Consider the following 25181-nt stretch of genomic DNA (forward strand, 5'->3'; position numbering starts at 1 on the left):
GGGCAGGAGCAGACAGGATGCAGATGAAGGACAAGGTCGCCGTGGTGACCGGTGCCGCTCAGGGCATCGGCCGTGCGGTCGCCGAGGCGTACGCCCGGGAGGGCGCGCGGGTGGCGGTGGCCGACGTGCGGGCCGAGGCCGCCGAGGAGGTGGCCGACGGCATCCGCCGTCAGGGCGGGGAGGCGCTCGCGGTGCTCTGCGACGTGTCGAGCCGCGCAGAGGTCGACCGGGCGGCCGCGGACGTCAAGGAGGCGTACGGCCCGATCGACGTGCTGGTGAACAACGCCGGGGTCACCCGGCCCGCGATGTTGCACAAGATGACCGACACGGAGTGGGATCAGGTCATCGCGGTCCACCTCTCCGGCTCGTTCTACTGGCTGCAGGCGGTGGTCCACGACATGATCGAGCGGGAGCGGGGACGGATCATCTTCTCGTCCTCGTCGACCGCGCAGAACGGCTCCATCGGGCAGATCAACTACGCCGCCGCGAAGTCCGGGATGCTGGGCATGGTGCGGAGCGCGGCACGCGAGCTCGGCCGCTACAACATCCTCGTCAACGCCGTGGCCCCGGCGGCCGCGACCGAGATGACGCTCAAGGTGCGCACCGATCCGCGCTTCGCCGACGCGGTCAAGCGACTGCCGCTGCGCCGGCACGCCGAGCCCGAGGAGATCGCGCCGACCTTCGTGTACCTGGCCTCGGACGCGTCCAGCTTCGTCACCGGCCAGGTGATCTCGGTGGACGGCGGCGGGATGATGGTCCGTTGACCATGGCCGCGGGCCCCGGACGCCGTCCACTGGACGGCGTCCGCGTGGTCACCTTCGCCCAGAACTTCCAGGGGCCCTACGCGACGATGGTGCTCGCCGACCTCGGCGCGGACGTCATCGTGGTGGAGCGGCCCGCCACGGGGGACCCGGCCCGGAGCCAGCCGGGCATGTTCGCGGCGCTGAACCGCGGCAAGCGTTCGGTGACCCTGGACCTCAAGTCACCGGAGGACCAGGAGACGGCGTTCCGGCTGGCGTGTACGGCGGACGTCCTCTTCGAGTCCTACCGGCCGGGCACGATGGCACGGTTCGGCCTCGGCTACCCGAGGCTGAGCGCCGCCCACCCCGGGCTGGTGTACGTGTCGGTCTCCGGCTTCGGCCAGGACGGCCCGTACCGCGACCGGCCCGGGCACGAGCTGATGTACCAGGCGACGGCCGGCGCGCTCGACGCCCTGTGCGACCGGCCGGAGCCGGCGATCCCCCCGCCGCCCGGTCCCGAGACGGGCGCCATGGCCGGCGCGCTCTACGCCGCGCTCGGCGCCCTGGTCGGGCTGGTCGGCAGGGGCGCGACCGGGCGCGGCACCTACGTCGACCTGTCCACCCACGAGGCGCTGATGTCCCTGCTGGCGCTGCGGTTCGAGCGGGAGCTCAACGCGCCGGCCGCCGCCACGGCCACGCACGGCCGCGAACCGGGCTACGGGCTCTACCGCTGCGCGGACGGCCTGCTCATCTGCCTCGGCATCGGCTTCGAGGACCACTTCTGGTCCCGGCTGTGCGAGGTGACCGGGCTGGCCGAGTACGCGTCGCTGAGCCGGCGAGAGCGCTGGCCGAGGGCCGGGGAGCTGACCGGCGAACTGGCCCGCGTCCTCGCCTCCCGCACCCGCGCGGGGTGGCAGGAGACCTTCGACCGCGCCGGGATCCCGGCGAGCCCGGTCCACCGCCTCGGCGAGGCGCTCCGCGACCCGCACGCGCTCTCGCGCGAGGTCGTCGGGTCCCTGTCAGGACGGGCGAGACAGCGGTATGTCCGCCAGCCGTTGCGCCTGAGCGCCTACGCCACCCCCGCCCCCACCCCCGCCCCGCTCCTGGGCGAGCACACCGCTTCGGTCCTACGCGAGCTGGGCGCGTCGGCCGTACCCTACGGAGGCAACTCATGACCACGCCCGCTCCCCGGCCGGCGCTCGACCGGCTTCTCTCTCCCCGCTCGCTCGCGATGGTCGGCGCCTCCAACAGCCCGACGCGCATCGGCGGCACCGTCTTCGCCAACCTGCTGCGCGCCTTCCCCGGCGACGTCCACCCGGTCCATCCGAAGGACGAGGTGGTCCAGGGCCGCCAGGCGTTCCGCACCGTCGGCGACCTGCCGGAAGCCGTCGACATGGCCGTGATCGCGGTGCCCGCCCCCGCCGTGGTGGACGTGGTCGCCGCGTGCGCCGCCCGTGGCATCGGCGGCGCCACCGTCATCACCTCGGGCTTCGCCGAGGCGGGTCCCGAGGGACGCGCGCTGCAGGACCGCCTCACCGAGGTGTCGCGCGACACCGGCATCCGCGTCGTCGGACCCAACTGCATCGGCTACATGAACGCCCACGACGGCGTGATGGCGAACTTCATGGTGACCGTGGACGAGCCACTGCCCCAGCCGGGACCGGTGGCCCTGGTCTCACAGAGCGGCGGCTTCGGCTCCTACATCACCAACAAGGCCGTGCTGGCCGGCCTTCGGCTCGGCTGGTTCGTCTCCACCGGCAACGAGGCCGACGTGAACGTGGCGAACGTGCTGCGCCACCTGGTGGAACGCCCCGAGGTGGGCGTGCTGTTGTCCTTCGCCGAGACCTTGCGCGACCCCGAGGTATTGGTCGAGACCGCGCGCCGGGCCGCCGAGCTGGACAAGCCGCTGGTCCTGCTGAAGGCGGGCCGTTCCGACGAGGCGGCGCGGGCCGCGATGAGCCACACGGCCTCCATCGTGGGCTCGGCCCAGGTGCTGGACGCGGTGTGCGAGCAGTACGGCGTCTTCGTCGCCTCGACCATGGAGGAACTGCTCGACCTCGGCACCATCTTCCAGGACGGCCGGCGCGCCCGAGGCGACCGCGTGATCGTCATGACCTCCTCCGGAGGCGCGGGCGTGCTGCTCGCCGACGAGGCGGGGCTGGCGGGACTGTCGGTCCCCGTTCTGCCGGAGGAGGAGCAGGCGGCGCTGGCCGCCGACATGCCGGTGCCGTTCTATGGCAGCACCGCCAACCCCGTGGACACCACCGCGCAGACCACCGCGATGCCGGGCGCGTACCGCAAGGTGCTGTTCTCGGTCGCGGCCAGCCCATCCGCCGACCTGGTGACGGCGGTCACCTGGGCCCGGCCCGGGCCGGCCAACGACGCGATCGTGGAGATGTACCAGAACACCGACAAGCCGGTCGCGATCCTGTCGACCGCCTGGTCGGAGCAGTTCCAGGCGGCGGGTGTGCCCACCTACACCGACCCGCGCCGGGCGATGACCGCGCTGGCCGCCCTCGTCCGGCAGTCCGCCCGCCGCACGCAGCCCGCCGGCCCGGCACGGTTCGCCCCCGACGCCGGCCGGGCGCGGCACGTACGCGAGCTGATCGCCGCCGCGGGCGGGGAGACGACCCTGCTGGAGTCGACCGGCAAGAGCATCCTGGCGCGGTACGGAGTGCCGGTGACCCGCGAGGAGCTGGTGACCGGCGCCGACGGCGCGGTCGAGGCGGCCGAGCGCGTCGGCGGCCCGGTGGCGCTCAAGGTGATGTCCTACCAGCTCCCGCACAAGTCGGACGCCGGGGCGATCCGGCTCGGCCTGCGCGGCCCCGACGCGGTGCGGGCGGGGTATGAGGAGATGCTCGCCGAGGTCGCCGTCCGCGCGCCGGACGCGGTCGTGGAGGGCGTCCTGGTCCAGCAGATGGCGCCGGCCCGGCTGGAGATGACCTGCGGGGTGCAGCGCGACCCGGTCTTCGGGCCCATGGTCGCGATCGGGCTCGGCGGGGTGCTGGTCGAGGTGCTCAGCGAGGCGGCACTGCTGCGCCCGCCGTTCGACGCGGCCACCGCCAGGGCGGCGCTCGGCGGGCTGCTCGGCGGCCGGTTGCTGAGCGGGCGTCGCGGGCTGTCGGAGGCGGAGCAGAGCGCCGTGGCCCAGGTGATGGTCGCACTCGGCGAGCTGGCCCTGGAACTGGACGAGGTCACCGAAGTGGACGTGAACCCGCTTCGCGTCGCCGACGGCCTGGTGCTCGCGGCCGACGCGCTGATCGTGGTGCGGCATGGCTGACCGCACCGGCCTGATCGGCCACGCCTACCCGCCGTACAGCTTCCCCGTCGAGCACGGCAAGGTGCGCGAGTTCGCCCTCGCCGTCAAGGACCGCGATCCGGTGTACCTCGACGTCGAGAAGGCGAGGTCCGCCGGGTACGCGCACCTGCCCGTGCCGCCGACCTTCTCCGCCGTGACCGCCCACTGGGCCGTCAGGGACGGCGAGGACGTGCTCGGGCTGAACCTGCGGAGAGTGCTGGCGGGCGGCGCCGAATGGGAGTACCTGGGCGACGTCGTCGTCGGCGACGTGCTGACCGTGCGGTCGCGCATCGCCGACGTGCTGGACAAGAGCGGAAGCCGCGGTCCGATGACGCTGATCGTCACCGAGCACGAGTTCGTCAACCAGCATGCGGAGACCGTGATGCGCCTGCGCAGCACGGTGATCGAATTGGGGGAGCAGTGACAGAGTCGGAGACCGGGGCGCGCGCCACGGCGCCGGTGCCGAAGGCCCCGGCGCGGCGGGTCGGCCCGCTGACCCGCACGGACTTCGTGCGGTACGCGGGCGCCGGTGGGGACTTCAACCCGATCCACCACGACGAGACCTTCGCCCACGCCGCCGGCTACCCGTCGGTGTTCGGGCACGGGCTGCTCACGGCCGGGATCCTCGGCGGCTACGTCGCCGACTGGCTCGGGCGCGGGAACCTGCGCACGTTCAGCGTCCGCTACGTGGGCCAGGTCTGGCCGGGTGACACGCTGACGCTCAGCGGCGAGGTGCTCCGCTCTGAGAGCGGCCCGGACGGCGCCACCGAGGTCGAGGTCGGGCTGGCGGTGCACAGCGCGGCCGGCGGCGCCGCGCCGCGGCTGGTCCTCCGCGGCGGCGCGACAGCGGTCTACGCCTCCTCGACCGGGGGAGGGCGGCCATGACCGGATTCGCGCCGCACCGTGAGTACACCGACCGGCTGGCCGCCGGGGCGGTGCCGTTCCAGACGTGCGACCGCTGCCACGCCGCGGTGTTCCACCCCCGGGTGATCTGCCCGGCGTGCGGGGCCGTCGAGCTGAGCTGGAGCGAGAGCGCCGGGCTCGGCACGGTCTACTCGGTCAGCGTCCTGTCCCCGCGTGAGGGGCCGCCCTACACCGTCGCGCTGGTCGACCTGGACGAGGGGTTCCGCATGATGAGCACGGTGGTCGGGGTCCCCGCCGAGGACGTGCGGATCGGGACGCGGGTGAGGGCACGGATCGACTCGGCCGATCCGGCCGGACCCCGGGTCGTGTTCACGGTCGCGACCGATGGAGAGGTGAACGATGAGCGGGCCTGACCTGCGCGGCGCCGCCGCGATCGTGGGAGTGGCCGAGTCCGACCTCGGTGAGGCCGGGCCCGACAGGTACGCGATCGAGCTGGCGGCGCAGGCGTCCGCCGCCGCGCTCGCCGAGGCGGGACTGTCCACCCGGGACGTGGACGGGCTGTTCTGCGCCATCGCGGGGCGTGGGATGGCGCCGCTCGACGTGGCCGAGTACCTGGGCGTCCGGCCCAGGTACACCGACGGCACGATGGTCGGCGGCAGCTCGTTCGTCTCGCATCTGCACCACGCGGCGCTGGCGATCGCGTCGGGGGCGTGCGAGGTGGCCCTCATCGCCTACGGCAGCACCGCGCGGTCGGACAGCGGCCGAGGCCGGCTGCCCACCGGCCCGCCCGAGCTGCCCTCCTACGAGGCCGCCTACCGCCCGCGCATGCCGGTCACCGGCTACGCGCTGGCCGCCGCCCGGCACATGCACCAGTACGGCACCACCCGTACGCACCTCGCCGAGGTGGCGGTCGCCGCACGCGGGTGGGCGAGGCTCAATCCCAAGGCATTCGTCCGCGACCCGCTGACCATCCAGGACGTCCTGGACAGCCGCGTCGTCTCCAGCCCGCTGTCCAAGCTCGACTGCTGCCTGGTCACCGACGGCGGTGGCGCGGTCGTGGTGACCAGTGCCGAGCGCGCCAGGGACCTGCCCCGCCCGCCCGTCTACTTGCTGGGCGCGGGAGAGGCGCACTGGCACCGTGCCATCTCCCAGATGCCCGACCTCACCGTCACCGCCGCGACCGAGTCCTCGGCCCGCGCGTACGCGATGGCCAAGCTCGGGCCCGGAGACGTCGACGTCGTGCAGCTTTACGACGCCTTCACCATCAACACCATCCTCTTCCTCGAAGACCTGGGCTTCTGCGCCAAGGGAGAGGGCGGCGACTTCGTCTCGGCCGGGCGGATCGCGCCGGGCGGGGCGTTGCCGGTCAACACCAACGGCGGCGGCCTTTCCTACTGCCACCCGGGGATGTACGGCATCTTCCCCCTCATCGAGGCGACGCGCCAGATCCGGGGCGAGGCGGGCCGGAGACAGCAGCCGGACGTGACGATCGCGCTCGCGCACGGCAACGGCGGCCAGCTCTCCAGCCAGGTGACGGCCATCCTCGGAGGGAGGAACAGCCTGTGAGCACCGTCCTGACGTCCCGCGACGGCCCTGTCCTGACCGTGACCCTCAACCGTCCCGAATCACTCAACGCGCTGGACGCCAAGACCCTGTACGCGCTCGCGGACGCCTGGCACGAGGCCGCCGATCCGGAGATCCGGGCGGTCGTGGTCACCGGGAGCGGGCGGGGGTTCTGCGCGGGCGCCGACCTGCGCGCGCCACGGGACCGTTCCCGGCCGGGAAGCAGCGGGCTGCGGCACACCTACCATCCGCATGTGCTCGCCATGGCCGAGCTGGAGAAACCCGTGATCGCCGCGGTGAACGGCGCGGCCGCCGGCGCGGGGCTGTCCCTCGCCGCCGCGGCCGACCTGCGGATCGCCTCGGAGGAGGCCAAGTTCGTCCCGGCCTTCACCGCCGTGGGCCTGGTGCCCGACGCGGGGGGCGCGTACTTCCTGCCGCGGCTGCTCGGCTACGCCCGCGCCTACGAGTGGCTGGCAACCGGCCGGCGGCTGACCGCCGCCGAGGCGCTGGCGTGGGGACTGGTCTCCGAGGTGGTGCCCGCCGGCGAACTGCTGCCGCGCGCCACCCGGCTCGCCCACCAGCTGGCCGCCACCCCTGGTCGCGCGGTGGGTCTCACCAAGCGGCTGCTCGACTACGGCCTGAACCACGGGCTGGCCGAACTACTGGACGAAGAGGCGCGGCTGCAGGCTCTGGCCGTCGCGGCGCCCGGGCGGCTGCAGGCCCGTGCCGAGGTGGTCGGCCGCCTTTCCGCTACCAAGGAGGATCGATGAGCGAGTACAAGACACTGCTGGTGAGCCGGGACGACGGGCTGGCCACCATCGCGCTGAACCGTCCCGAACGGCTGAACGCGATCGGCGGCGGCCTGGAGGAGGAGCTGGGCAGGGCGCTGGCCGAGGTGGCCGATGACCCGGCGGTGCGGGCGGTGCTCCTGCGCGGCGAAGGACGGGCGTTCTGCGCCGGCGGTGACGTCAAGGACATGGCCGGGCGCGCGGCCGGCGAGATCGCGCCGAGCCCCGCCCAGCAGGTGTACCAGCTCCTGCACGGCCGCCGCATCCTGGAGACGATCCTGTCGGTGCCGCAGCCGATCGTCGCGGCCGTGCACGGGTACGCGATGGGGCTGGGCGCGACGATCGCGCTGTTCTGCGACGTGGTGGTCGCCGCCGAGGACGCCCAGTTCGCCGACACGCACGTCTCGATCGGGCTGGTCGCGGGCGACGGTGGAGCGGTGGCGTGGCCGCTGGCGATGCCGCTGGGCGCGGCGCGGTACTACCTGATGACCGGCGACCGCGTGAGCGGGACCGAGGCGGCACGGCTCGGGCTGGCGCTGCGTGCGGTTCCGGCCGGCGACCTGCTGGACGAGGCGACGATGATCGCGCGACGGCTCGCCGACGCCGCGCCGCTGGCCGTCCAGGGCACCAAGGCCACGGTGAACAAGATCGTCAAAGAACGGCTGAACCTGCTGATCGACCTCGGGCTCGCGCTGGAGGGCGGAACCTTCGTCAGCGACGACCACAAGGAGGCCGCCGCCGCCTTCGTGGAGAAGCGCAAGCCCACCTTCCGGGGACGGTGACCCATGAAGATCGTTGTCTGTGTCAAGTACGTCCCCGACCTGAGCTCCCAGCCCGGGTTCGGCGCCGACCACACGGTCGACCGGGAGGGGGCGGGCGGCCGGCTCTCCGAGCTGGACGAGTACGCCGTCGAACAGGCGCTCCAGATCCTGGACGCGGCGCCGGACACGCACGTCACCCACCTGACCGTCGGTCCGGCGGGCGCTGCCGAGGCGCTGCGCAAGGCCCTCGCGATGGGAGGGCACGCGGCGGTCCACGTCGACGACGACGCGATCGCCGGTTCCGACGCGCCCGCCACCGCCCTGGTCCTCGCCGCCGCGCTGCGCCGCCTTTCGCCCGATCTGGTGCTGTGCGCCATGGCCTCCACCGACGGCGGCACCTCGGTGGTGCCCGCGATGCTCGCCGAGCACCTGGAGCTGCCGCAACTCACCTTCGCGAACGAGGTGGCCCTTGATCCGGGCGGCGGCACCGTCCGCATCCGCCGGGAGGCCGCGCGGGCGACCGAGCACTGGGAGGCGGCGCTGCCCGCCGTGGTCTCGGTGACCGACCGCAGCGGCGAGCCGCGGTACCCGTCGTTCAAAGGGATCATGGCCGCGAAGAAGAAGTCACTGGAGACCTGGACCCTCGGCGACCTCGGGGTGCCCGCCGACCAGGTCGGGGCCGCGTCCAGGACGGTGGTCGACGAGATCACGGCCAGGCCCGCCCGGGTGGCCGGGACCGCGGTGCCCGACGACGGCGAGGGAGGCCGGCTGCTCGCCGGCTTCCTGTCCACGCACAAGTTCATCTGAGGAGGGATCACCGTGGCGGAGGTTCTGGTGCTCGTCGGGCACATCGCGGGACAGGCCGGCAAGCCGAGTCTTGAGCTGCTCACCCTGGCGCGCCGGCTCGGCACCCCGGTGGCGGTCTGCGCCGGCGCGGCCGGCGACGAGACGGTGGAGACGCTCGGCAGGTACGGCGCCGAGCGGGTGCATGTGATCGAGTCCAAGGAGATCGAGGAGTATCCGGTCGGCTGGGTGCGGGTGCTCGCCGGCCTCGCCGCGGAGACGACGCCGGCGGCCGTCCTCACCGAGTCCACCCCGGAGGGCAGGGAGATCGCGGGACGCCTCGCCGTGCGGCTGGGCGGCGGCGTGCTCACCGACGCGGTGGACGTACAGGCCGGTCCGTCCGGTCCCGTCGTCACCCAGTGGGCCTTCGCGGCAGGCTTCGTGGTCACCTCCCGGGTGGTCCGGGGCATCCCGATCATCGCGGTCAAACCGAACGCCGTCGCGCCCTCGCCCGCGCCGGTCACGCCGGCGGTCAGCCGGAGCACCCTGGAGCCGGACGAGGCGGAGCGGCGCACCCGCGTCGTGTCGCGCACGGTCAGGGAGAGCACCGGCAGGCCGGGGCTGACCGAGGCCGAGGTCGTGGTGGCCGGCGGCCGTGGCCTCGCGGGGGCCGAGCAGTTCGCGCTCATCGAGCGGCTCGCCGACGCGCTGGGCGGCGCCGTCGGCGCGTCGCGGGCGGCGGTCGACGCCGGCTGGTACCCGCACGCGCACCAGGTCGGCCAGACCGGGGCCACCGTCTCGCCGCAGCTCTATCTCGCCGTCGGCATCTCCGGCGCCATCCAGCACCGTGCCGGGATGCAGACCAGCAAGACGATCGTGGCGGTGAACAAGGACGGCGAGGCGCCCATCTTCGAGCTGGCCGACTACGGGGTCGTGGGCGATCTGTTCCAGGTGGTGCCACAACTCCTGGACGAGATCGCCGGGCGGCGGGCCTAGGTGGGCGGATTCCGGGAGCTGCCACGAGAAGTCAAGATCCTCACCGCCGTCGCGTTCACCGTCGCGGTCGGCTTCGGCATCCAGTCACCGGCCATTCCGGTCTTCGCCAGCGAGTTCGGCGTGGGCAGCGCGGCGGTCGGCGCGGTGGTGTCGGCGTTCGCGTTCATGCGCCTGGCCACCGGCCTGCCCGGTGGCCGGTTGGTCAACCGGTTCGGGGAGCGGGCGGTGCTCACCACCGGCATGACGCTGCTCGCGGTGACCAGCGTCCTCGCGGGCCTGTCCTGGAACTACCCGCAACTGCTGATCTTCCGGGGCGCCTGCGGCATCGGCTCGGCGCTGTACACCGTGTCGGCGATGAACCTGCTGCTGCGGGTGACCCCCGCTTCGCACCGGGGCAGGGCCAGCGGGTACTTCCAGGGGGGCTACTACCTCGGCACGGTGACCGGGCCCGCGCTGGGCGGAGGGCTGATGGGGATCTCGCCCCGGCTGCCGTTCTTCGTGTACGGCGCGGCGGTCGCCGTCGCCGGGACGATCGCGACGGTCGCGCTGGCGCGCGCCGCGCTGTTCAGCACGCCGGCACGGCCCGCCGGCTCCGCCGGGCAGCGGATATCGGTGGCGCACGCCCTGAGGCACCAGCCCTACCGGGCGGCGCTGACCACGAACTTCGGTCTCGGCTGGGCGGTCTTCGGGGTACGGGTCTCGGTGCTGCCGCTGTTCCTGTTGTTCGTGGTCAAGGCCGCGCCCACCTGGGTCGGGGTCAGCCTGGCGGTGGGTGCGGTGCTCCAGGCCGTCACCTTGCCCGTCGCGGGCAGGGCTGCCGACATGTGGGGCCGCCGGCCCTCGCTGCTGCTGGGCGAGGGCCTGGTCCTCGGCAGCCTCGTCCTGGTCACCGCCTGGCAGACGCTGCCCGGGTACCTGGCGGCCTTCGCGCTGATGGGACTCGGCACCGCCTTCTGCACCACGGGAGGGGCGGCCACCGTGGGCGACGTCACCCAGGGACGTGGCGGCACCGCCGTGGCGGCCTACCAGATGACCGCCGATCTCGGCATGACCGTCGGCCCGCTGGTGGCGGGCCAGCTCGCCTCGTACTCGTACGAGACGGCTTTCGTCACCACGGCGGTCGTGGTGCTGGCCGGGCTGATGATGGCGGTGGCCATGCCGTCACGGCGAAACCCGCCGGATCCCGCGTGAAGGGACCCGCGAGCTGCCACACCTGCGCGCCTCGCGGAGCTCGGCGGCGATCGTCAACGACGCCTCCGACCCGCGGCCTCATACGGCCTCCAGGTCCAGGATGGGGGCGAACGGATCGTCGAAGGCGGCCCAGGCGTCGGATCCGGCGGCGGCCTCCCGCTCGGTGAGCAGGCAAGAGTCGAGCAGCTCGTGAATGCGCGCACGGTCGAGGTCCGGGCCGGTGAAAACCAGATGCTGCACACGGTCGCCCATGATCGGATTCCAGTCCAGAGCGGCGGCCATGCGGCGGGCGGGGGAGACCGTGTCCCAGGTGGCCTCGGGCAGCGTGGTCAGCCAGGGCCCGGCGTCCTCCACGGAGATGACTCCGGCGACCGCGTCCCAGGCCAGCATCTGCTCGTGCCTGGTGGCCAGCCAGAACCGGCCACGTGAGCGCACCGAGCAGGTGACCAGCTCGTCGACGGCCTCGAACAGCCGCGCGGGGTGGAGGGGGCCCAGGCGGTGCCACACCACCGTCGTGATCTCGCCGGTCCGCGCGTCGCACGGGAGTTGGGCGGTGGCCGGGTCGACCCGCTCGGCCAGCTCTCCGGTGCACAGCGCGGCCCCGGTGACGCGCGGCAGCCCGGTGACCGGGTGGACCGGCGTGACCGGCGCGAGGTGGGCGAGCACCGCGCGCGACAGGTCGGCGTCCTCCTCGTCGCCGCCGTGCAGCACCAGGCCGGTGGCGTACTCGATCTGGCGGGCGAGCACCTCGGCCAGGTAGCGTCGGTCGCCCGTCGCCGCGGGCCTGTCGATGTCGGCCAGAAGATCGCCGCGGGAGATGTCGACGGGCATGTGCTCGGCGTCCAACGCGGTGAGCACCGAGGTCAGCCGCAGGATGTCGCGGGCCTGCTCGCAGTCGACGGCCTCGGCCACCGAGCGGGGCTCCACCGAGTCCCACAGCTCCACCACCAGCAACGAGGCCGTCGCCGCGAGTCGTAGCAGCTGGGGAAGCAGGTCTTCGCGGACGGCGCAGGTGACGCACCCGTGCGCGAGCCGCACCTCGGCCAGGTCGAGCACGCCCGACCGGTCGCGGACCACTCGTTCGACACGATCCAGGGTGACCGTGCGCAGATCGTGGTGGACCGCGACCGATCCGGGGTGTGCGGACAGCAGCCGGTCGACGGTGGCCGTACGGGCCGAGGCGTGCAGGCCCGCGACGAGGACAACAGGAATGGACACGAGGCCTCCCGAGTTGTTAAAAACGATAACCGTTGTCATTATGGTGCCACACCTTGGCACGCGACAGCGAAAGAAGGCCTGGTTTGGCTAGAAACGACCTCCGCCCAGTGATCAAGCTGCGATCGACCGCTGGGACCGGCTACACCTACGTGACCACGAAGAACCGGCGCAACGACCCCGACCGGCTCACGCTCCGCAAGTACGACCCGACCATCCGGCGGCACACGCTGTTCCGGGAGGAACGATGAAGAAGGGCATTCACCCCGACTACCACCCGGTCGTCTTCCGCGACCCCGGCGCGAAGGTCGCGTTCCTGACGCGATCCACGATCAGCGGCGACAGGACCATCGAGTGGGCGGACGGCAACACCTATCCGGTGGTCGACGTCGACGTCTCCTCGGCGAGTCACCCGTTCTACACCGGCCGCAGCCGCGTCCTCGACGCCGCCGGCCGTGTCGAGCGGTTCAACCAGCGCTACGGGAGGAACTGATGTCCGCCCACTGCCGGCTCACCGGCGTGGAACCGGTCTTCGGCAACAACGTCTCGCACTCCCACCGGCGCACTCGTCGCCGGTGGAACCCCAATATCCAGCATCGCCGCTACTGGGTCCCGAGCGAGGGCCGCTTCGTCCGGCTGACGCTCAGCACCCGAGCGATCAAGACCATCGACAAGATCGGCATCGACAGGGCCGTCGCCGAGATCCGGGCCCGGGGGGAGAGGGTCTGATGGCCAAGAAGAGCAAGATCGCGGCCAACGAGCGGCGCAAGGCGGTGGTCCAGCGCTACGCGGTCCGCCGGGCCGAGCTGAAGGAGACCATCCGCACCGGCACACCGCAGGAGCGGGCGCGAGCAGCCGGTGAGCTGAACCGGCAGCCGCGCGACGCCAGCCCCACGCGCATCCGCAACCGCGACGCGATCGACGGCCGCCCACGCGGCCATCTGACCAAGTTCGGGCTCTCCCGCGTGCGCTTCCGCCAGATGGCCCACCGGGGCGAGCTCCCGGGTATCAGGAAGGCGAGCTGGTAGCCGTGGCCGTGCCCAAGAGCAGAACCTCCCGCGGCAACACCCGGCACCGCCGCAGCCAGTGGAAGGCGGCCACCCCCGCCCTCGTCCCAGTCCGCGTGAACGGACGGGACCTGCTGGTGCCCCGCCGCCTCGTCCGCGCCTACCAGCGGGGGTTCATGACATGACCGCGAGCTCCGGTCACCCGCGAGGGCCTTGCGGCGGGTGACCGGAGCCAGGCGTGACCGCCTGCCCCGGGCAGCGGTGCACCCTGGAGGTGTCCAGGATCTGGAGGTCATCGGAGGGGACGGGCTCCTCGAACCACGTGCTCGCCGAGTGCTCGATGGCACCCTCACAGGCTTGGCACCCCATGCGCACGGAACTGCGCGTGGACGCGGTCGAGTAGTTCCGCTCCCGGCCCGCTCACATGACCCAGCGGGAACGTCAGCCCCAGGCGCCGGTACTTCTCTACCGCCATGCGGTGGAAGGGGAGCACGTCGACATGTTCCACGTTGCCGAGGCCGGCCACGAAGCGGGCGACGCCGTCCACGTTCCCAGGGTCGTCGGTGATCCCGGGAACCAGCACGAAACGGACCCATGCCGGACGGCCCAGAGCAGCCAGGCGGCGGGCGAAGCGCAGGGTCGGCTCCAGCTCGCCGCCTGTCAGCCGGCGGTAGCCCACGGGGTCGGAGGACTTGATGTCCAGCAGGACCAGGTCGGTATCGGCGAGCATCGCGTCGGTCGCGCGGTCGCCGAGGAAGCCGGAAGTGTCCAGCGCGGTGTGCAGGCCGCTGTCATGACAGCGGCGCAGCAGTTCGGCGGTGAACCGGGGCTGTGACAGCGGCTCGCCGCCGCTGAGGGTGACCCCGCCGCCGGCGACGGTGATGAAGCGGCGGTATCTCTCCACCTCGGCCATGACCTCGTCGGTCGTGACGCGGTGGCCGTCGCGTATCCGCCAGGTCTCGGGGTTCTGGCAGTACAGGCAGCGCAGCGGGCAGCCGCAGGTGAAAACGACGAACCGGGTTCCCGGGCCGTCGACGCCGACCGAGGTGTCCCAGGAGCTGATGACGCCGCCACCCGGAAGGGGTGGGCCGGATTCGCCCGCCCCCTCCGGCCGCGCCGTCTCGCCGGTCTTCACAGCGATCCGTGGAAGGTGCGGTTCACCACGTCCTGCTGCTGCTCACGGGTGAGGCGGACGAAGTTCACCGCGTATCCCGACACACGGATGGTGAGCTGCGGGTACCGGTCCGGGTGCTCCATCGCGTCCAGCAGCACGGCGCGGGTGAGGACGTTGACGTTCATGTGGAACCCGCCCGCGTCGGTGTAGCCGTCCAGCACGCCGGCCAGGTTGGTCACCCGGTCCTCTTCGGTACGGCCGAGGCCTTCCGGGGTGATCGTGGTGGTGAGTGAGATGCCGTCCCGAGCCTGGTCGTAGGGCAGTTTGGCCACCGACAGGGCGGAGGCGACCACGCCGTGCCGGTCGCGGCCGTTCATCGGGTTGGCGCCCGGCGCGAACGGCTCGCCGGAGCGGCGACCGTCGGGAGTGTTGCCGGTGTGCTTGCCGTACACGACGTTGGAGGTGATGGTCAGCACCGACTGGGTGTGCTCGGCGTCGCGGTAGGCGGGGTGACGGCGGAGCTTCGCCATGAAGGAGCGGACCAGGCCGGTGGCGATGCCGTCGGCGCGGTCGTCGTTGTTGCCGAAGGCCGGGTAGCCGGCCTCGACCTCGTAGTCGACCGCCAGGCCGCTTTCGTCGCGGATCACCCTGACCCGCGTGTGCTTGATCGCCGAGAGGCTGTCGGCGGCGACCGAGAGCCCGGCGATGCCGCATGCGAGGGTGCGCTTGACCGGGTAGTCGTGCAGGGCCATCTCGACGCGCTCGTAGGCGTACTTGTCATGCATGTAGTGGATGACGTTCAACGCGTTCACGTACGTGGCGGCCAGCCAGTCCATCATCCGGTCGAACGCGGTGGCGACCTGTTCGTAGTCGAGGTACTCGCCCGTCACCGGCGGCAGTGCGGGGCCGACCTGCTCGCCGGTCATCTCGTCACGGCCGCCGTTGATCGCGTACAGCAGCGTCTTGGCCAGGTTGACGCGAGCGCCGAAGAACTGCATCCGCTTGCCGACCGGAGCGGCCGACACACAGCACGCGATCGCGGTGTCGTCGCCGTGGCAGGGGCGCATCAGGTCGTCGTTCTCGTACTGGATGGCGCTGGTCTCGATCGACAGCCGGGCGCAGAACCGCTTGAACGGCTCGGGCAACCGCGGCGACCAGAACACGGTCAGGTTCGGCTCGGGCGCGGGGCCGAGGTTGCGCAGCGTCTGCAGATAGCGGTAACCGGTCCGGGTGACCAGGGTGCGGCCGTCCTCGCCCATGCCCCCGATCGACTCGGTCACCCAGGTGGGGTCGCCGGAGAAGAGCTGGTCGTACTCGGGCGTGCGCAGGAACCTGACGGCGCGCAGCTTGATCACGAAGTCGTCGACCAGTTCCTGGGCGCGCTCCTCGGTGATCGTGCCCTCGGCCAGGTCGCGCTGCAGGTACACGTCCAGGAAGGTGGCGGTACGGCCGAGCGACATGGCCGCGCCGTTCTGCTCCTTCACCGCGGCGAGGTAGGCGAGGTACAGCCACTGGACGGCCTCGTGCCCGTTCGCCGCGGGCCGGGAGACGTCGCATCCGTAGGAGGCGGCCATCCGCACCAGCTCGTCCAGCGCGCGGAGCTGCTCCGACAACTCCTCCCGGTCCCGGATCACGGCGTCGGTCGAGAACGCGTCGTCGAGGCTGTGCAGTTCTGCCTTCTTGGCCTCGGCCAGGCGGGTGACGCCGTAGAGGGCGACCCGCCGGTAGTCGCCGATGATCCTGCCCCGGCCGTAGGCGTCGGGCAGGCCGGTGATGACCCCGGAGCGGCGGGCGGCGCGGATCTCGGGGGTGTAGGCGTCGAACACGCCGTCGTTGTGGGTCTTGCGGTACTTGGTGAAGACCTCCCGCACCCGCGGGTCCAGCGTATGGCCGTACGCGGCCAGCCCGTTCTCCACCATCCGCAGGCCGCCGGCGGGCATGATCGCCCGCTTCAGCGGCGCGTCGGTCTGCAGGCCCACGATCAGTTCGCGGGCTCGGTCGATGTATCCCGGGGGGTGCGCGGTGATGGACGATGGTGTCGCCGCGTCGACCTCGTACACGCCGCGGCGCCGCTCCTCGGGCAGCATCCCGGAGATCTTCGCCCAGATGGCCAGGGTGCGGTCCGTCGGCCCCCGCAGAAACGACTCGTCGCCTTCATAGGGCGTGTAGTTGTCCTGGATGAACGCGCGCACGTCGATGGCCGTACGCCACGCAGTCCCCAGGAACCCGCGCCAGGCCTCATGCCCGACCGCCTGCGGCCGATCCGCTGTGACCGTCATCTCGCGAACCTCCTCGTGTCGATGTCTCGCTTCAAACCTCGTCCACCGCCACCCCGGACTCATCGATCGGAGGTCCCTGATCAGCGGGACGAAGGTCCTCCGGCGGCGACGGCGCCGGGCGCGATCGGCTGCGGTGGACGCCGGGGATGAGCCGTCGTCAGCGGAGCTGACGGGTGTACGGCGATGGCGAAGGGCCGCATGGGGCCAGCCGGACGCGGGCGTCCACGGCGATCGCGCCACCGGGGGTGACAATGACGGGGTTGAGGTCGAGCTCGGCTACTTCGGGGAGGGCGTCGAGCAGACGGCCGACGCGGGTGATCTGGCCGGCGAGCGCTCCGACGTCGGCTTTCGGCCGGCCGCGGTAGCCGTAGAGCAAGGGCGAGCAGCGAAGGTCGGCGATCATCTCGGCGGCGGTGTCCACGGTGAGCGGCGGCACCCGGAAGGCGCGGTCGGCCAGCAGGTCGGCGGTGACGCCGCCCATGCCCACCATGACGAGCGGGCCGAACGCGGGGTAGTTGACTCCGCCCACGATGATCTCGACGCCTTCGGGGACCATGCGCTGCACGATCGCGCCGGTCATGGTGGTCCCGACGGCCGCCTTCATGTCGAGGTAGGCCTGCCGCACCGCCGCGGGCGTGGTGAGTCCGGTCCGGACGCCGCCGACGTCGCTCTTGTGCACGGGTCCGGTCGCCTTGAGCACGACGGGTAGCCCGAGCGCGGCCGCGGCCTCGGCGGCACCTTGCGGGTCGTCCACGTCGATCGACTCGGCGATGCTCACGTCGTAGCAGCGCAGCAGCCGTTCGGTGGTGGCCGGGTCGAGCCAGCCACCGTCCGGCCGGGCGGCGAGTTCGGATCGGACGATCTCCATGGCGCGCCGGTCGCCCTCGCGGCCGGTGGGCTCGGTGCGTTCCACCGGCGTACGCAGCCATTCGGCGTAGGCGGCGGCGCGGGCCAGTGCGTGGACGGCCTGCTCGGGGAAGGCGTAGACGGGGATGCGGTCGTCGATGACTCCGTCCTGGCCCATCACACAGGCCACCACAGGTTTCGCCGCCGTCCGCGTCGCCTCGGCGATCGCCTTCTCGGTCGCCTCCAGGCCGGACCCGAACGGCGGTGTGTAGACGACCAGGATGGAGTCGACGTCCGGCTCGCGCAGGAACTCCTCGACGGCCAGGCCGATCTGCTCGGCCGAGGCATCGGCGGTGAGGTCCACCGGGTTTCCGAGCGCGGCCGAGGGCGACACCCGTGCGGCGAACCGGGATGAGGGCGTGAGCTCGGGGACGATCAGGCCGTTGCTCTCGCAGGCATCGGCGGTCATCGCCTCCGGGCCGCCGGAGTTGCCGACGATGGCGACCCTGCGGCCGGCGGGCAGCGGCTGGGCGGCCAGCAGCCTGGCGATGTCGAGCATGTCGCGCACGCTGTCCAGGCGGATCACTCCGGCCGCGCGCACGAGGGCGTCCACGGCGACGTCGGGTGTGGCGGCGGCCGCGGTGTGCGAGCGCACCGCGCGGTCACCGGCCCCGGATCGGCCGCTCTTGACCAGCAGTACCGGCTTGCGGCGGCCGACACGTGCGGCGATCCTGGCGAACTTGCGCGGGTTGCCGAACGATTCCAGGTAGAGCGCGACGACGCGGGTGGCCTCGTCGTCCTCCCAGTATTCGAGCAGGTCGTTGCCGCTCACGTCGGCCTTGTTGCCCACTGAGACGAACGAGGAGATGGGCAGCCGTTCCAGCAGGGCCGCGCCGACCGCACCCGACTGGGACAGCACGGCGATGTGCCCCTCGGTCATGGCCTGGGGCAGGAAGCTGGCGTTCATCCGGGCCGAGGTGTTGACGACCCCCAGGCAGTTGGGGCCGACCATGCGCATGCCCGCGGACCGGCAGATCGCCACCAGTTTCCGCTCGGCGTCCCGGCCGCCGTTCTCGGCGAACCCGGCCGTCAGGACCACGAGACCTTTGACGCCGGCCGCCGCACAGTCCCGTGCCACACCGAGGACGGCATGCGCGGGCACGGCGACCACGGCCAGGTCGACAGGTCCGGGGACGGCGCGCACGTCCGGGTACGCCTGGATCCCCGCCACCTGCGTCGCCTTTGGATTCACCGGATGTACGGGGCCGGGGAAACCGCCGTCGATCAGGTTGCGCAGCACCTTGTGCCCGGTCCCCGACGGGTCGCGGCCCGCGCCCACCACCGCGATGGACGTCGGGGTCAGCACGCGTGTCAGTGATGCCCGCTCGGCCTCGTGGTCACGGGCCGCCACACTCTCCACCAGCCGGCCACCGGGTTTCAGGTCGATGCGCAGATGTACCAGGGCGCCGTCGAAACGCAGGTCCACCGGCAGCCCGAGATCATGGAGCAGCGCCAGCATCGCATGGTTCTCGGCGAGCACCTCGCCGGTCAGCTGCCGTATGCCGTCGGCCGCGGCCCGCATGGCCAGGTGTTCCAGCAGCAGCGTGCCGAGCCCCAGTCCCTGGGCGGCGTCATCGATCAGGATCGCCATCTCCGCGACACCCGGGTCGGCCGTAGGGGTGTACTCCGCCACGGCGGCCGCCCGGTCGTGGACGGTCGCCATCAACACCAGGCCCTCCCGGTCCTGGCCGGTGATCCGGTCCATGTGGGCGTGTGCCGTCGCCCGGCCACCGGTGAAGAACCGGAGGTAGGCGGAACGCTCCGACGTGCGGTCGACGAGTTCCCGGAGGGCGGCGAGATCGCCGGGCGCGAGCGGGCGCACGTGGGCGATGCCGCCGTCACGGAGCAGGACGTCGCATTCCTCGGACATGACAGGTCTCCAATTCGGTGGCAGGACGACGAGGTGCCCGGGTCGGCACGTGCCCGGTCCTGAAGCGGTCATCGCGTCATCCTTCGGAAGTCCACCGCCACCGTCCCGTCCACCGGCATATGGCCGGCAGTGCCAGACGGCCCTCGCAACGGGGACTTTGGTCCGCCGGCCGCCGTGTGCCGGACGACCGGCCCCGCGCGGACGTACTTCACCGGGCTCGAAGGGACCAAGGTCCCACCGCGTGAGGCCCGTGGGCCCTGGGGCCGGTGCCATCGGGTGCCGGACCCTTCCGGGAGCGCCTACCAATCCCGGAGCTCTGATGGACGTCCTTGACCTGTCCCGATGGCAGTTCGGCATCACGACCGTCTACCACTTCTTGTTCGTCCCGCCGCGTTCCCGGAGTGGTACGCCACCCTGTTCAGCGGCTTCTACCTGCCGCTCTTCCTCATCCTGCTGGCCCTCATCCTCCGCGGGGTGGCACTGGAGTACCGGAGCAAGAGTGACGGAACCCGGGGCTGGGACCGCGCCCTGTTCTGGGGCTCGCTCGTCCCGGCGTTCCTGTGGGGGGTCGCCTTCGCGAACATCGTCCACGGCGTCGCGCTGGACGCCAGGCACGAGTACGCCGGCACGCTGCTCGACCTGCTCAACCCCTACGCCCTGCTCGGCGGAGCGGCCACTCTAGCGCTGTTCACGCTGCACGGCGCGGTGTTCCTGGCCCTGCGCACCGAGGGAGAGCTGCGTGAGGCCGCCGCCCGGGTAGCCCGGCGGCTCGGGCTTCTGGCCCTGGTCATCGGCGGGGCGTTCCTGCTGGTCACCCAGCTCGATTCCGGAAAGCCCGCCACCTGGGTCACCGCCGCCGTGGCCGCAGTGGGTGTCGCCGGCGCCCTGGCCGCGACGATCCGCGGCAGGGACGGCTGGGCGTTCACCGCCAACGCGGTGGCCATCGTGGCGGTCACCGCGACCCTGTTCGGGAACCTGTGGCCGGACGTCATGCCCGCCCTGGACGCCGTCCACAGCCTGACCGTCGACAACGCCTCCTCGACCCCGTACACGCTCACCGTCATGACGTGGGTCGCCGGGATGTTCACACCCGTGGTACTGGCCTACCAGGCGTGGACGTACTGGGTGTTCCGCAAGCGGCTCACAGCGAGCTGAGCAGGAGGTCTTCCGGCGGAACCGCGGCCGGAGTCTCACCACGCGTGTCCCGCTCAGATGATGCGCCGCCCGGAGACCTGTTCCGCCTGGATGACGATGAAATGGTGCTGGCCGCCCGGCGCCCACCGGACCAGCGGCAACGCCGCGAGACGTTCGACCTCCGAGGACTCCGTCACCGCCCTGGCGTGCCCGACGGCGGTGACCGACCACCCCTTCCGAATGCCCACGTCGATCTGGTCGGCCTCGAAGGCGACGACGGCGTTGCGGGTGGCGGCGGCGAGTTTCGAGCCGGCGGCAGTGCGGATGACGATGTCCTCGCCGTCGAGGTGGTAGTTCACGGGCTGCACGGTGGGCAAGGCGCGGTCGGTGAAGACGATTCGCCCGATCGGCGTCAGCGACAACAGATGAAGACACTCCTCACGGGTCAGCACCTGCAGGCCGGCGGAATCGAGTTTCATGGCCTCCGCGCTCGGCTGCTTCGGCGGCCCGTGCTCAGGGACGAAAGTCACCTCAGCCGTGCCCTTCCGCCTTCATCCGCGCCGCCAGGGCCGCGGCCTGCGTACGGCGCTGCATGCTGAGCTTGCTCAGCAGGTTCGACACGTAGTTCTTCACGGTCTTCTCCGCCAGGAAGAGCCGTTCGCCGATCTGCCGGTTGGTCAGCCCTTCGCCGATCAGCTCAAGAATGTGGCGCTCCTGGTCGGTGAGCGCGGCCAGGGGGTCCCGCCTGGTGGCCTGGTCGCGCAGTCGCTGCAGCATCGCGGCGGTGGTCTGCGGGTCCAGCAGCGACTGGCCGCCGGCGACCGTGCGAACCGCGCCGACCAGGTCGGAGCCGTGGATCTGCTTGAGCACATACCCCGAGGCCCCGGCGATGACCGCGTCGAACAGCGCGTCGTCGTCGGCGTACGAGGTGAGCATCAGGCACGCCAGTTCCGGCAACCGGGAACGTACCTCGCGGCACACGTCGACCCCGCTGCCGTCGGGCAGACGAACATCGAGCACCGCCACGTCAGGGCGTAGCGCCGGGATGCGGGCGATCGCCGACTCGGCCGTACCGGCCTCGCCGATGACCTCGATGTCGTCCTCGGAATTCAGCAAGGCCGCGACGCCGCGGCGGACGACTTCGTGGTCGTCGAGGAGGAAAACGCGAAACATGACGCGAAATTTAGGCTGCGCTGGGCCTTACCGGTAGGGACCAAGGTCCCCTCCAACGAGGGCCGCACGTGCTGACGCCGGCCGTGGACGACGACATTCAGACCGCGGGTCCATCCCCTAAGGCGAGTCACCTGTACGCACAAGGGCCCGTCCCACGAGCTTCTCTTCTAGTGGTCGTCGCAACACCCCAGATGAGGGGATGCGATGGACTTCGAGATCCGAGAGGACCGGGAACGCACTCGGGGCCGCAGGGCGCTGTCCCGCGAGCGGGCGGCATACTTGCGGCTCGTGCAGCAGGGCTTGAGTAACCAGGAGGCATGCCGGATCATCGGCATCAACTCCCGGACCGGACGACGATGGCGTAACGGACGCAATCCGACCGGCAAGAACGTGGGGGCGCCGCCGATCACCTCGGCGGCGCCCCCAGACGTGCGTGGCCGCTACCTGAACGAGACCGACCGGATCCACATCGCCGACCGGGTGCGAGAGAAGGTATCGATCCGTGAGATCGCGCGAGAGCTCGGCCGCGCGCCCTCCACCATCAGCCGGGAGATCCGCCGCAACCGCCACCCCAGCAACGGCCAGTACCGGCCGCACGCGGCCCAGGCCCGAGCCGACGCGCGCCGGCCTCGCCCCAAGCCCAGCAAGATCGGGCAAAACCCCGAGTTGCGGGCATACATTCAGGACCACCTGCACAAGCGCTGGAGTCCTGAGCAGATCTGCCAGAGCCTGCGCAAGAGCTTCCCCGAGCAGGCGGAGATGCATGTGTGCCACGAGACCATCTACCAGGCGCTCTACGTCCAAGGCCGCGGCGAGCTGCGCCGCGAGCTGACCCGGGCCCTGCGCACCGGCCGCGCCATGCGCAAGCCCCGCCGCCTGGCCCAGCAGCGCCAACCCCGCTACAGCACGCCCATGGTCATGATCAGCGAGCGACCCGCCGAAGCCGACGACCGAGCCGTGCCCGGCCACTGGGAAGGCGACCTCATCATCGGCAAGAACGGCAACTCCGCCATCGGCACCCTCGTCGAGCGCAGCACCCGCTACGTGATGCTCATCCACCTTCCTCACGGCCGCAGCGCCGAACTGATGCGCGAGACTCTCACCCAGACCGTCACGACCCTGCCACGCCACCTGCTGCGATCCCTCACCTGGGACCAGGGATCAGAAATGGGCTCCCACGGCGCCTTCACCCTCACCACCGACATCCCGGTCTACTTCTGCGACCCGGCGAGCCCATGGCAGCGTGGCTCCAACGAGAACACCAACGGCCTGCTCCGCCAGTACTTCCCCAAGGGCACCGACCTGTCCGTCCACACCTGCGACCAGCTCGACGCCGTTGCCGCAGAATTGAACTCCCGACCTCGCAAGACGCTCGACTGGGACACCCCGGCTGAACGCCTCACGGAGCTCCTGACGACCTGCGCCTGACCGAGGGCCTGTTTCAAAAGCGCTCCAGAACGTCAGAGCATGTCGCTAACTTCTGCGGTATGCACCACGAATCGCCACTCAACGCGCTGCCCGACGGACTGCCACCGGGCCGTCTGGTGACGCCCGAACGCGGCTCTGACAGCCCCGTCATGTGGGTCTCGGACCAACAGCTTCCTGACGCGGGACGACACTGGCGGCGACTCTTCGAACTTCGCGACAAGACCGGCCTTTACCCGCTGCTGCTGGACGCACTCGAGGACAACTCCGGACGACCGTGGCACGACGGCGAACTCAATGCCGCGCCGATCGGTGCCATCGACGCGCTGACCGCCGAGAACGTACTGATCGGGTTCTGGACCTCCGGTCCGCTCGGCCCTTGGCCCGGACTGGCACCGCCGGGCGTGTCGGGCCGGGATCCGGACACGGCTGCCGCGCTGCTCGCCGAGTCCCTCGGCTCAGCCTGCCCCCGGTTGCTCGGCCTGGTCCCAGCCACGCGCGGCGCGGACACGCTGACGCTGTGCGGATGGACCGGACCATGCAACCACACCAACGAGACGGAGGAGATCTCGGTCGTGGTCCGTTCGTGGGAAGAGCGGTTCGGGGCTCGTGTGGTGGCCGTGGGTTACGACACGCTCGAGCTGTCCGTGGCCGCACCACCGACCACGTTGGAGCACGCCCACCAGGTGGCGGCCGAGCATGAGGCGTTCTCCCCGGACACCATCTGGCAGGGCTGCGGAGACTTCGAGGACTATGCCGAAGCACTGATCGGCTCCGGCCATTGGTCCTTCTGGTGGGACTGACGTCGACAGTGCACGAAGAGCCGGGCTCCTCACCCAAAGGTGGGGGAGCCTGGTGACCAGCGGGAACCGCGTAAACGCCGGATTCCGTTCCAAATCTCTCTGAGCCCCGTACCAGCCGCTTCGTACAGCTCTTCGTCGAGCACTATGCCGAGGATGAGCTCGGTCAGCTTCACGTCACCCACGTTGACCGACCCCCTGGCCTCCGACTGGGTTTTCGCCTTCCCGCAACGCGGAGAACACGGAGACCCAGTCGGCTCGCGCTATGCTGACCGCTGCCAGTAAGTGATCACTGTGTTGCGACGATCCCTAGAAAGCGCCCCCGGATGCGGACGGGCCCTTGGCCGCTAGAGGTACACAGGGGGGACAAATGCCTGGTCATCCTGGATGAAGGTGAGATCGGCGATGACGCCGACAACGCCGTCGACCGTCTCGGCCGACCTCGCGAGATGAGCGGCCTCGGAGCGCAGAGCCGTCCGTCCGGTCAGCGTCACGACTCCCGCATCGACGGCCACGTCCAATCCGTCGCCGGTGACGTTGGCCTGCTCGATCATCTGCCTGACATCGCGCTCGATGTCACCAGCCGGACGAGTGAAGACCTTCAGCAGGTCTTTCTGGTGGACGGTCCCCGTCACGCGACCGGTCATGACATTGATCACTGGCAACTGCTTGATGTGCCTGGCGTGCATCAGCCGAGCCGCTTCGCGGACCGACGTCCCTTCGGTCACGGTGATGGCGGGGCTCGTCATCAGTTGCTGGGCAGTGGTGCCTGCGGCCTTCCGCTGCTCGCCGCGTCGCCTGCGGCTCTCGAAGAGAGCGCCGGCTTTCGCCTCGGGATGGATCTCCTTCAGCAGTACGTCGTCGGCCGTGACCACTCCAACGGGTCGGCGGTCGAAATCGATCACGGTGACGGCGCCCACATCGAATCGCCGCATCGTGTCGACGAGCTCCACGAACGGCGCGTCCAGCGGCACGGTGATGGCTACGCTCCCCATCACATCTTTGACTTTCATCGTCATGACGGACCTCCTTTTCCTCATCCCAACGATGTCTAAGGAAGGATTCACCTGGTCAGTGGTAAAGGTCCCCGAGTCAAAGGACGTTCGTCGGCCTTTGGGACCAGGTCATGTCGCTATAAGAGATTCAACCGAATTCGCCGGTGCTTTTCTTCGGATAACCAGGAAGGGAAGCGAGTGCGACGTGGCGTATTGGCCCTGCCGGGGGCCGAGGACGATATCGAGGTCGTCGGTGTGGCCGGTACGGCGGAGTCCGCG

Annotated in this window: 27 protein-coding genes; 20 read left to right on the plus strand and 7 right to left on the minus strand. The window is 71.2% G+C overall.

The window, feature by feature from the left end; all coding sequences use genetic code 11:
• Positions 1-17 precede the first annotated feature (17 nt).
• The 12 genes from OG589_RS10380 to OG589_RS10435 are packed head-to-tail and all read left to right on the plus strand — an operon-like array spanning position 18 to position 10984.
• On the plus strand, positions 18-764 hold the full coding sequence (locus tag OG589_RS10380) for an SDR family NAD(P)-dependent oxidoreductase (protein ID WP_405148228.1): 747 nt from the start codon (positions 18-20) through the stop codon (positions 762-764).
• Between the two features lie 2 nt (positions 765-766).
• On the plus strand, positions 767-1915 hold the full coding sequence (locus OG589_RS10385) for a CaiB/BaiF CoA transferase family protein (protein WP_405152006.1): 1149 nt from the start codon (positions 767-769) through the stop codon (positions 1913-1915).
• Entirely contained in the window at positions 1912-4020 is a 2109-nt protein-coding gene (locus tag OG589_RS10390) for an acetate--CoA ligase family protein (RefSeq protein WP_405148230.1), read from the plus strand. The genes OG589_RS10385 and OG589_RS10390 overlap by 4 nt, the downstream gene beginning before the upstream one ends.
• Positions 4013-4462 (plus strand): MaoC family dehydratase N-terminal domain-containing protein, encoded by a 450-nt coding sequence (locus tag OG589_RS10395; protein ID WP_405148231.1) that lies wholly within the window; start codon positions 4013-4015, stop codon positions 4460-4462. The genes OG589_RS10390 and OG589_RS10395 overlap by 8 nt, the downstream gene beginning before the upstream one ends.
• Positions 4459-4923, plus strand: a complete 465-nt coding sequence (locus OG589_RS10400) for a MaoC/PaaZ C-terminal domain-containing protein (protein WP_405148233.1) — start codon at positions 4459-4461, stop codon at positions 4921-4923. The genes OG589_RS10395 and OG589_RS10400 overlap by 4 nt, the downstream gene beginning before the upstream one ends.
• Positions 4920-5315: a Zn-ribbon domain-containing OB-fold protein gene (locus OG589_RS10405; RefSeq protein WP_405148235.1), complete on the plus strand. Its 396-nt coding sequence runs from the start codon at positions 4920-4922 to the stop codon at positions 5313-5315. Before OG589_RS10400 ends, OG589_RS10405 begins: the two co-directional genes overlap by 4 nt.
• Positions 5302-6468 carry an acetyl-CoA acetyltransferase gene (locus OG589_RS10410; RefSeq protein WP_405148237.1) on the plus strand — a complete coding sequence of 389 codons (1167 nt, stop codon included), beginning with the start codon at positions 5302-5304 and terminating at the stop codon, positions 6466-6468. The genes OG589_RS10405 and OG589_RS10410 overlap by 14 nt, the downstream gene beginning before the upstream one ends.
• Positions 6465-7235 (plus strand): enoyl-CoA hydratase/isomerase family protein, encoded by a 771-nt coding sequence (locus OG589_RS10415; RefSeq protein ID WP_405148238.1) that lies wholly within the window; start codon positions 6465-6467, stop codon positions 7233-7235. Before OG589_RS10410 ends, OG589_RS10415 begins: the two co-directional genes overlap by 4 nt.
• Entirely contained in the window at positions 7232-8035 is an 804-nt protein-coding gene (locus OG589_RS10420; RefSeq protein ID WP_405148239.1) for an enoyl-CoA hydratase/isomerase family protein, read from the plus strand. The genes OG589_RS10415 and OG589_RS10420 overlap by 4 nt, the downstream gene beginning before the upstream one ends.
• A 3-nt stretch (positions 8036-8038) precedes the next feature.
• The gene (locus OG589_RS10425) at positions 8039-8821 is read left to right on the plus strand and encodes an electron transfer flavoprotein subunit beta/FixA family protein (RefSeq protein ID WP_405148241.1); all 783 of its coding nucleotides are present in this window, start codon (positions 8039-8041) and stop codon (positions 8819-8821) included.
• A 12-nt stretch (positions 8822-8833) separates the two neighbouring features.
• Positions 8834-9793, plus strand: a complete 960-nt coding sequence (locus tag OG589_RS10430) for an electron transfer flavoprotein subunit alpha/FixB family protein (RefSeq protein ID WP_405148243.1) — start codon at positions 8834-8836, stop codon at positions 9791-9793.
• Complete coding sequence (locus OG589_RS10435) at positions 9794-10984, plus strand: MFS transporter (protein WP_405148245.1); 1191 nt, start codon at positions 9794-9796, stop codon at positions 10982-10984.
• A 78-nt stretch (positions 10985-11062) separates the two neighbouring features.
• Here OG589_RS10435 and OG589_RS10440 read toward each other — a convergent pair whose 3' ends face one another.
• Positions 11063-12202, minus strand: coding sequence for a CobW family GTP-binding protein (locus tag OG589_RS10440; RefSeq protein ID WP_405148246.1), 1140 nt, complete (start codon positions 12200-12202; stop codon positions 11063-11065).
• 83 nt (positions 12203-12285) lie between these two features.
• Here OG589_RS10440 and rpmG point away from each other — a divergent pair, with 83 nt between their 5' ends.
• Genes rpmG through rpmF form a run of 5 tightly spaced genes read left to right on the plus strand, consistent with a single transcriptional unit; the run spans position 12286 to position 13391 of the window.
• Positions 12286-12450 (plus strand): 50S ribosomal protein L33, encoded by a 165-nt coding sequence (gene rpmG / locus OG589_RS10445; RefSeq protein WP_405148247.1) that lies wholly within the window; start codon positions 12286-12288, stop codon positions 12448-12450.
• Positions 12447-12692: a type B 50S ribosomal protein L31 gene (locus OG589_RS10450; protein ID WP_405148248.1), complete on the plus strand. Its 246-nt coding sequence runs from the start codon at positions 12447-12449 to the stop codon at positions 12690-12692. The genes rpmG and OG589_RS10450 overlap by 4 nt, the downstream gene beginning before the upstream one ends.
• Positions 12692-12928, plus strand: a complete 237-nt coding sequence (gene rpmB, locus OG589_RS10455) for a 50S ribosomal protein L28 (protein WP_405148250.1) — start codon at positions 12692-12694, stop codon at positions 12926-12928. Before OG589_RS10450 ends, rpmB begins: the two co-directional genes overlap by 1 nt.
• Positions 12928-13227 (plus strand): 30S ribosomal protein S14, encoded by a 300-nt coding sequence (gene rpsN / locus OG589_RS10460; protein ID WP_405148252.1) that lies wholly within the window; start codon positions 12928-12930, stop codon positions 13225-13227. The genes rpmB and rpsN overlap by 1 nt, the downstream gene beginning before the upstream one ends.
• A 2-nt stretch (positions 13228-13229) precedes the next feature.
• Positions 13230-13391, plus strand: coding sequence for a 50S ribosomal protein L32 (gene rpmF / locus OG589_RS10465; RefSeq protein ID WP_405148254.1), 162 nt, complete (start codon positions 13230-13232; stop codon positions 13389-13391).
• A 164-nt stretch (positions 13392-13555) separates the two neighbouring features.
• On the opposite strand, the gene pflA is transcribed toward rpmF, so the two are convergent.
• From pflA to OG589_RS10480, 3 genes are all read right to left on the minus strand, one after another.
• Positions 13556-14341 (minus strand): pyruvate formate-lyase-activating protein, encoded by a 786-nt coding sequence (pflA, locus tag OG589_RS10470; RefSeq protein ID WP_405148256.1) that lies wholly within the window; start codon positions 14339-14341, stop codon positions 13556-13558.
• Positions 14338-16599 (minus strand): formate C-acetyltransferase, encoded by a 2262-nt coding sequence (gene pflB / locus OG589_RS10475; protein ID WP_405148258.1) that lies wholly within the window; start codon positions 16597-16599, stop codon positions 14338-14340. The genes pflA and pflB overlap by 4 nt, the downstream gene beginning before the upstream one ends.
• Before the next feature lie 157 nt (positions 16600-16756).
• Entirely contained in the window at positions 16757-19375 is a 2619-nt protein-coding gene (locus OG589_RS10480) for a GNAT family N-acetyltransferase (RefSeq protein ID WP_405148259.1), read from the minus strand.
• Positions 19376-19717: 342 nt separating this feature from the next.
• On the opposite strand from OG589_RS10480, the gene cydB reads away from it, so the two are divergent.
• Complete coding sequence (gene cydB / locus OG589_RS10485) at positions 19718-20530, plus strand: cytochrome d ubiquinol oxidase subunit II (protein WP_405148261.1); 813 nt, start codon at positions 19718-19720, stop codon at positions 20528-20530.
• A gap of 53 nt (positions 20531-20583) precedes the next feature.
• Here cydB and OG589_RS10490 read toward each other — a convergent pair whose 3' ends face one another.
• Both OG589_RS10490 and OG589_RS10495 read right to left on the minus strand, forming a co-directional pair.
• Positions 20584-20988: a pyridoxamine 5'-phosphate oxidase family protein gene (locus OG589_RS10490; RefSeq protein ID WP_405148262.1), complete on the minus strand. Its 405-nt coding sequence runs from the start codon at positions 20986-20988 to the stop codon at positions 20584-20586.
• Positions 20989-21040: 52 nt separating this feature from the next.
• Complete coding sequence (locus OG589_RS10495) at positions 21041-21682, minus strand: response regulator (protein ID WP_405148263.1); 642 nt, start codon at positions 21680-21682, stop codon at positions 21041-21043.
• 204 nt (positions 21683-21886) lie between these two features.
• Here OG589_RS10495 and OG589_RS10500 point away from each other — a divergent pair, with 204 nt between their 5' ends.
• Positions 21887-23110: an IS30 family transposase gene (locus tag OG589_RS10500; RefSeq protein WP_405148265.1), complete on the plus strand. Its 1224-nt coding sequence runs from the start codon at positions 21887-21889 to the stop codon at positions 23108-23110.
• Between the two features lie 59 nt (positions 23111-23169).
• Positions 23170-23910 (plus strand): DUF4253 domain-containing protein, encoded by a 741-nt coding sequence (locus OG589_RS10505; RefSeq protein ID WP_405148267.1) that lies wholly within the window; start codon positions 23170-23172, stop codon positions 23908-23910.
• Positions 23911-24254: 344 nt separating this feature from the next.
• Here OG589_RS10505 and OG589_RS10510 read toward each other — a convergent pair whose 3' ends face one another.
• Complete coding sequence (locus OG589_RS10510) at positions 24255-24926, minus strand: CBS domain-containing protein (RefSeq protein ID WP_405148268.1); 672 nt, start codon at positions 24924-24926, stop codon at positions 24255-24257.
• Between the last annotated feature and the right edge of the window lie 255 nt (positions 24927-25181).

Origin of the sequence: Sphaerisporangium sp. NBC_01403, assembly GCF_045040145.1 — a bacterium.
Lineage (GTDB): Bacteria > Actinomycetota > Actinomycetes > Streptosporangiales > Streptosporangiaceae > Sphaerisporangium > Sphaerisporangium viridialbum.

What these genes read in the sequence shown, in the direction of transcription:
- OG589_RS10390 (WP_405148230.1), top strand. Translation starts at nt 1,912, where the DNA reads ATGACCACGCCCGCTCCCCGGCCGGCGCTCGACCGGCTTCTCTCTCCC.
- OG589_RS10410 (WP_405148237.1), top strand. Translation starts at nt 5,302, where the DNA reads ATGAGCGGGCCTGACCTGCGCGGCGCCGCCGCGATCGTGGGAGTGGCC.
- OG589_RS10425 (WP_405148241.1), top strand. Translation starts at nt 8,039, where the DNA reads ATGAAGATCGTTGTCTGTGTCAAGTACGTCCCCGACCTGAGCTCCCAG.
- rpmB (WP_405148250.1), top strand. Translation starts at nt 12,692, where the DNA reads ATGTCCGCCCACTGCCGGCTCACCGGCGTGGAACCGGTCTTCGGCAAC.
- rpsN (WP_405148252.1), top strand. Translation starts at nt 12,928, where the DNA reads ATGGCCAAGAAGAGCAAGATCGCGGCCAACGAGCGGCGCAAGGCGGTG.
- OG589_RS10395 (WP_405148231.1), top strand. Translation starts at nt 4,013, where the DNA reads ATGGCTGACCGCACCGGCCTGATCGGCCACGCCTACCCGCCGTACAGC.
- OG589_RS10380 (WP_405148228.1), top strand. Translation starts at nt 18, where the DNA reads ATGCAGATGAAGGACAAGGTCGCCGTGGTGACCGGTGCCGCTCAGGGC.
- pflB (WP_405148258.1), bottom strand. Translation starts at nt 16,599, where the DNA reads ATGACGGTCACAGCGGATCGGCCGCAGGCGGTCGGGCATGAGGCCTGG.
- OG589_RS10510 (WP_405148268.1), bottom strand. Translation starts at nt 24,926, where the DNA reads ATGACGATGAAAGTCAAAGATGTGATGGGGAGCGTAGCCATCACCGTG.
- OG589_RS10480 (WP_405148259.1), bottom strand. Translation starts at nt 19,375, where the DNA reads ATGTCCGAGGAATGCGACGTCCTGCTCCGTGACGGCGGCATCGCCCAC.
- OG589_RS10385 (WP_405152006.1), top strand. Translation starts at nt 767, where the DNA reads ATGGCCGCGGGCCCCGGACGCCGTCCACTGGACGGCGTCCGCGTGGTC.
- OG589_RS10420 (WP_405148239.1), top strand. Translation starts at nt 7,232, where the DNA reads ATGAGCGAGTACAAGACACTGCTGGTGAGCCGGGACGACGGGCTGGCC.
- OG589_RS10505 (WP_405148267.1), top strand. Translation starts at nt 23,170, where the DNA reads ATGCACCACGAATCGCCACTCAACGCGCTGCCCGACGGACTGCCACCG.
- OG589_RS10500 (WP_405148265.1), top strand. Translation starts at nt 21,887, where the DNA reads ATGGACTTCGAGATCCGAGAGGACCGGGAACGCACTCGGGGCCGCAGG.
- cydB (WP_405148261.1), top strand. Translation starts at nt 19,718, where the DNA reads ATGGCAGTTCGGCATCACGACCGTCTACCACTTCTTGTTCGTCCCGCC.
- OG589_RS10490 (WP_405148262.1), bottom strand. Translation starts at nt 20,988, where the DNA reads ATGAAACTCGATTCCGCCGGCCTGCAGGTGCTGACCCGTGAGGAGTGT.
- OG589_RS10405 (WP_405148235.1), top strand. Translation starts at nt 4,920, where the DNA reads ATGACCGGATTCGCGCCGCACCGTGAGTACACCGACCGGCTGGCCGCC.
- OG589_RS10450 (WP_405148248.1), top strand. Translation starts at nt 12,447, where the DNA reads ATGAAGAAGGGCATTCACCCCGACTACCACCCGGTCGTCTTCCGCGAC.
- OG589_RS10495 (WP_405148263.1), bottom strand. Translation starts at nt 21,682, where the DNA reads ATGTTTCGCGTTTTCCTCCTCGACGACCACGAAGTCGTCCGCCGCGGC.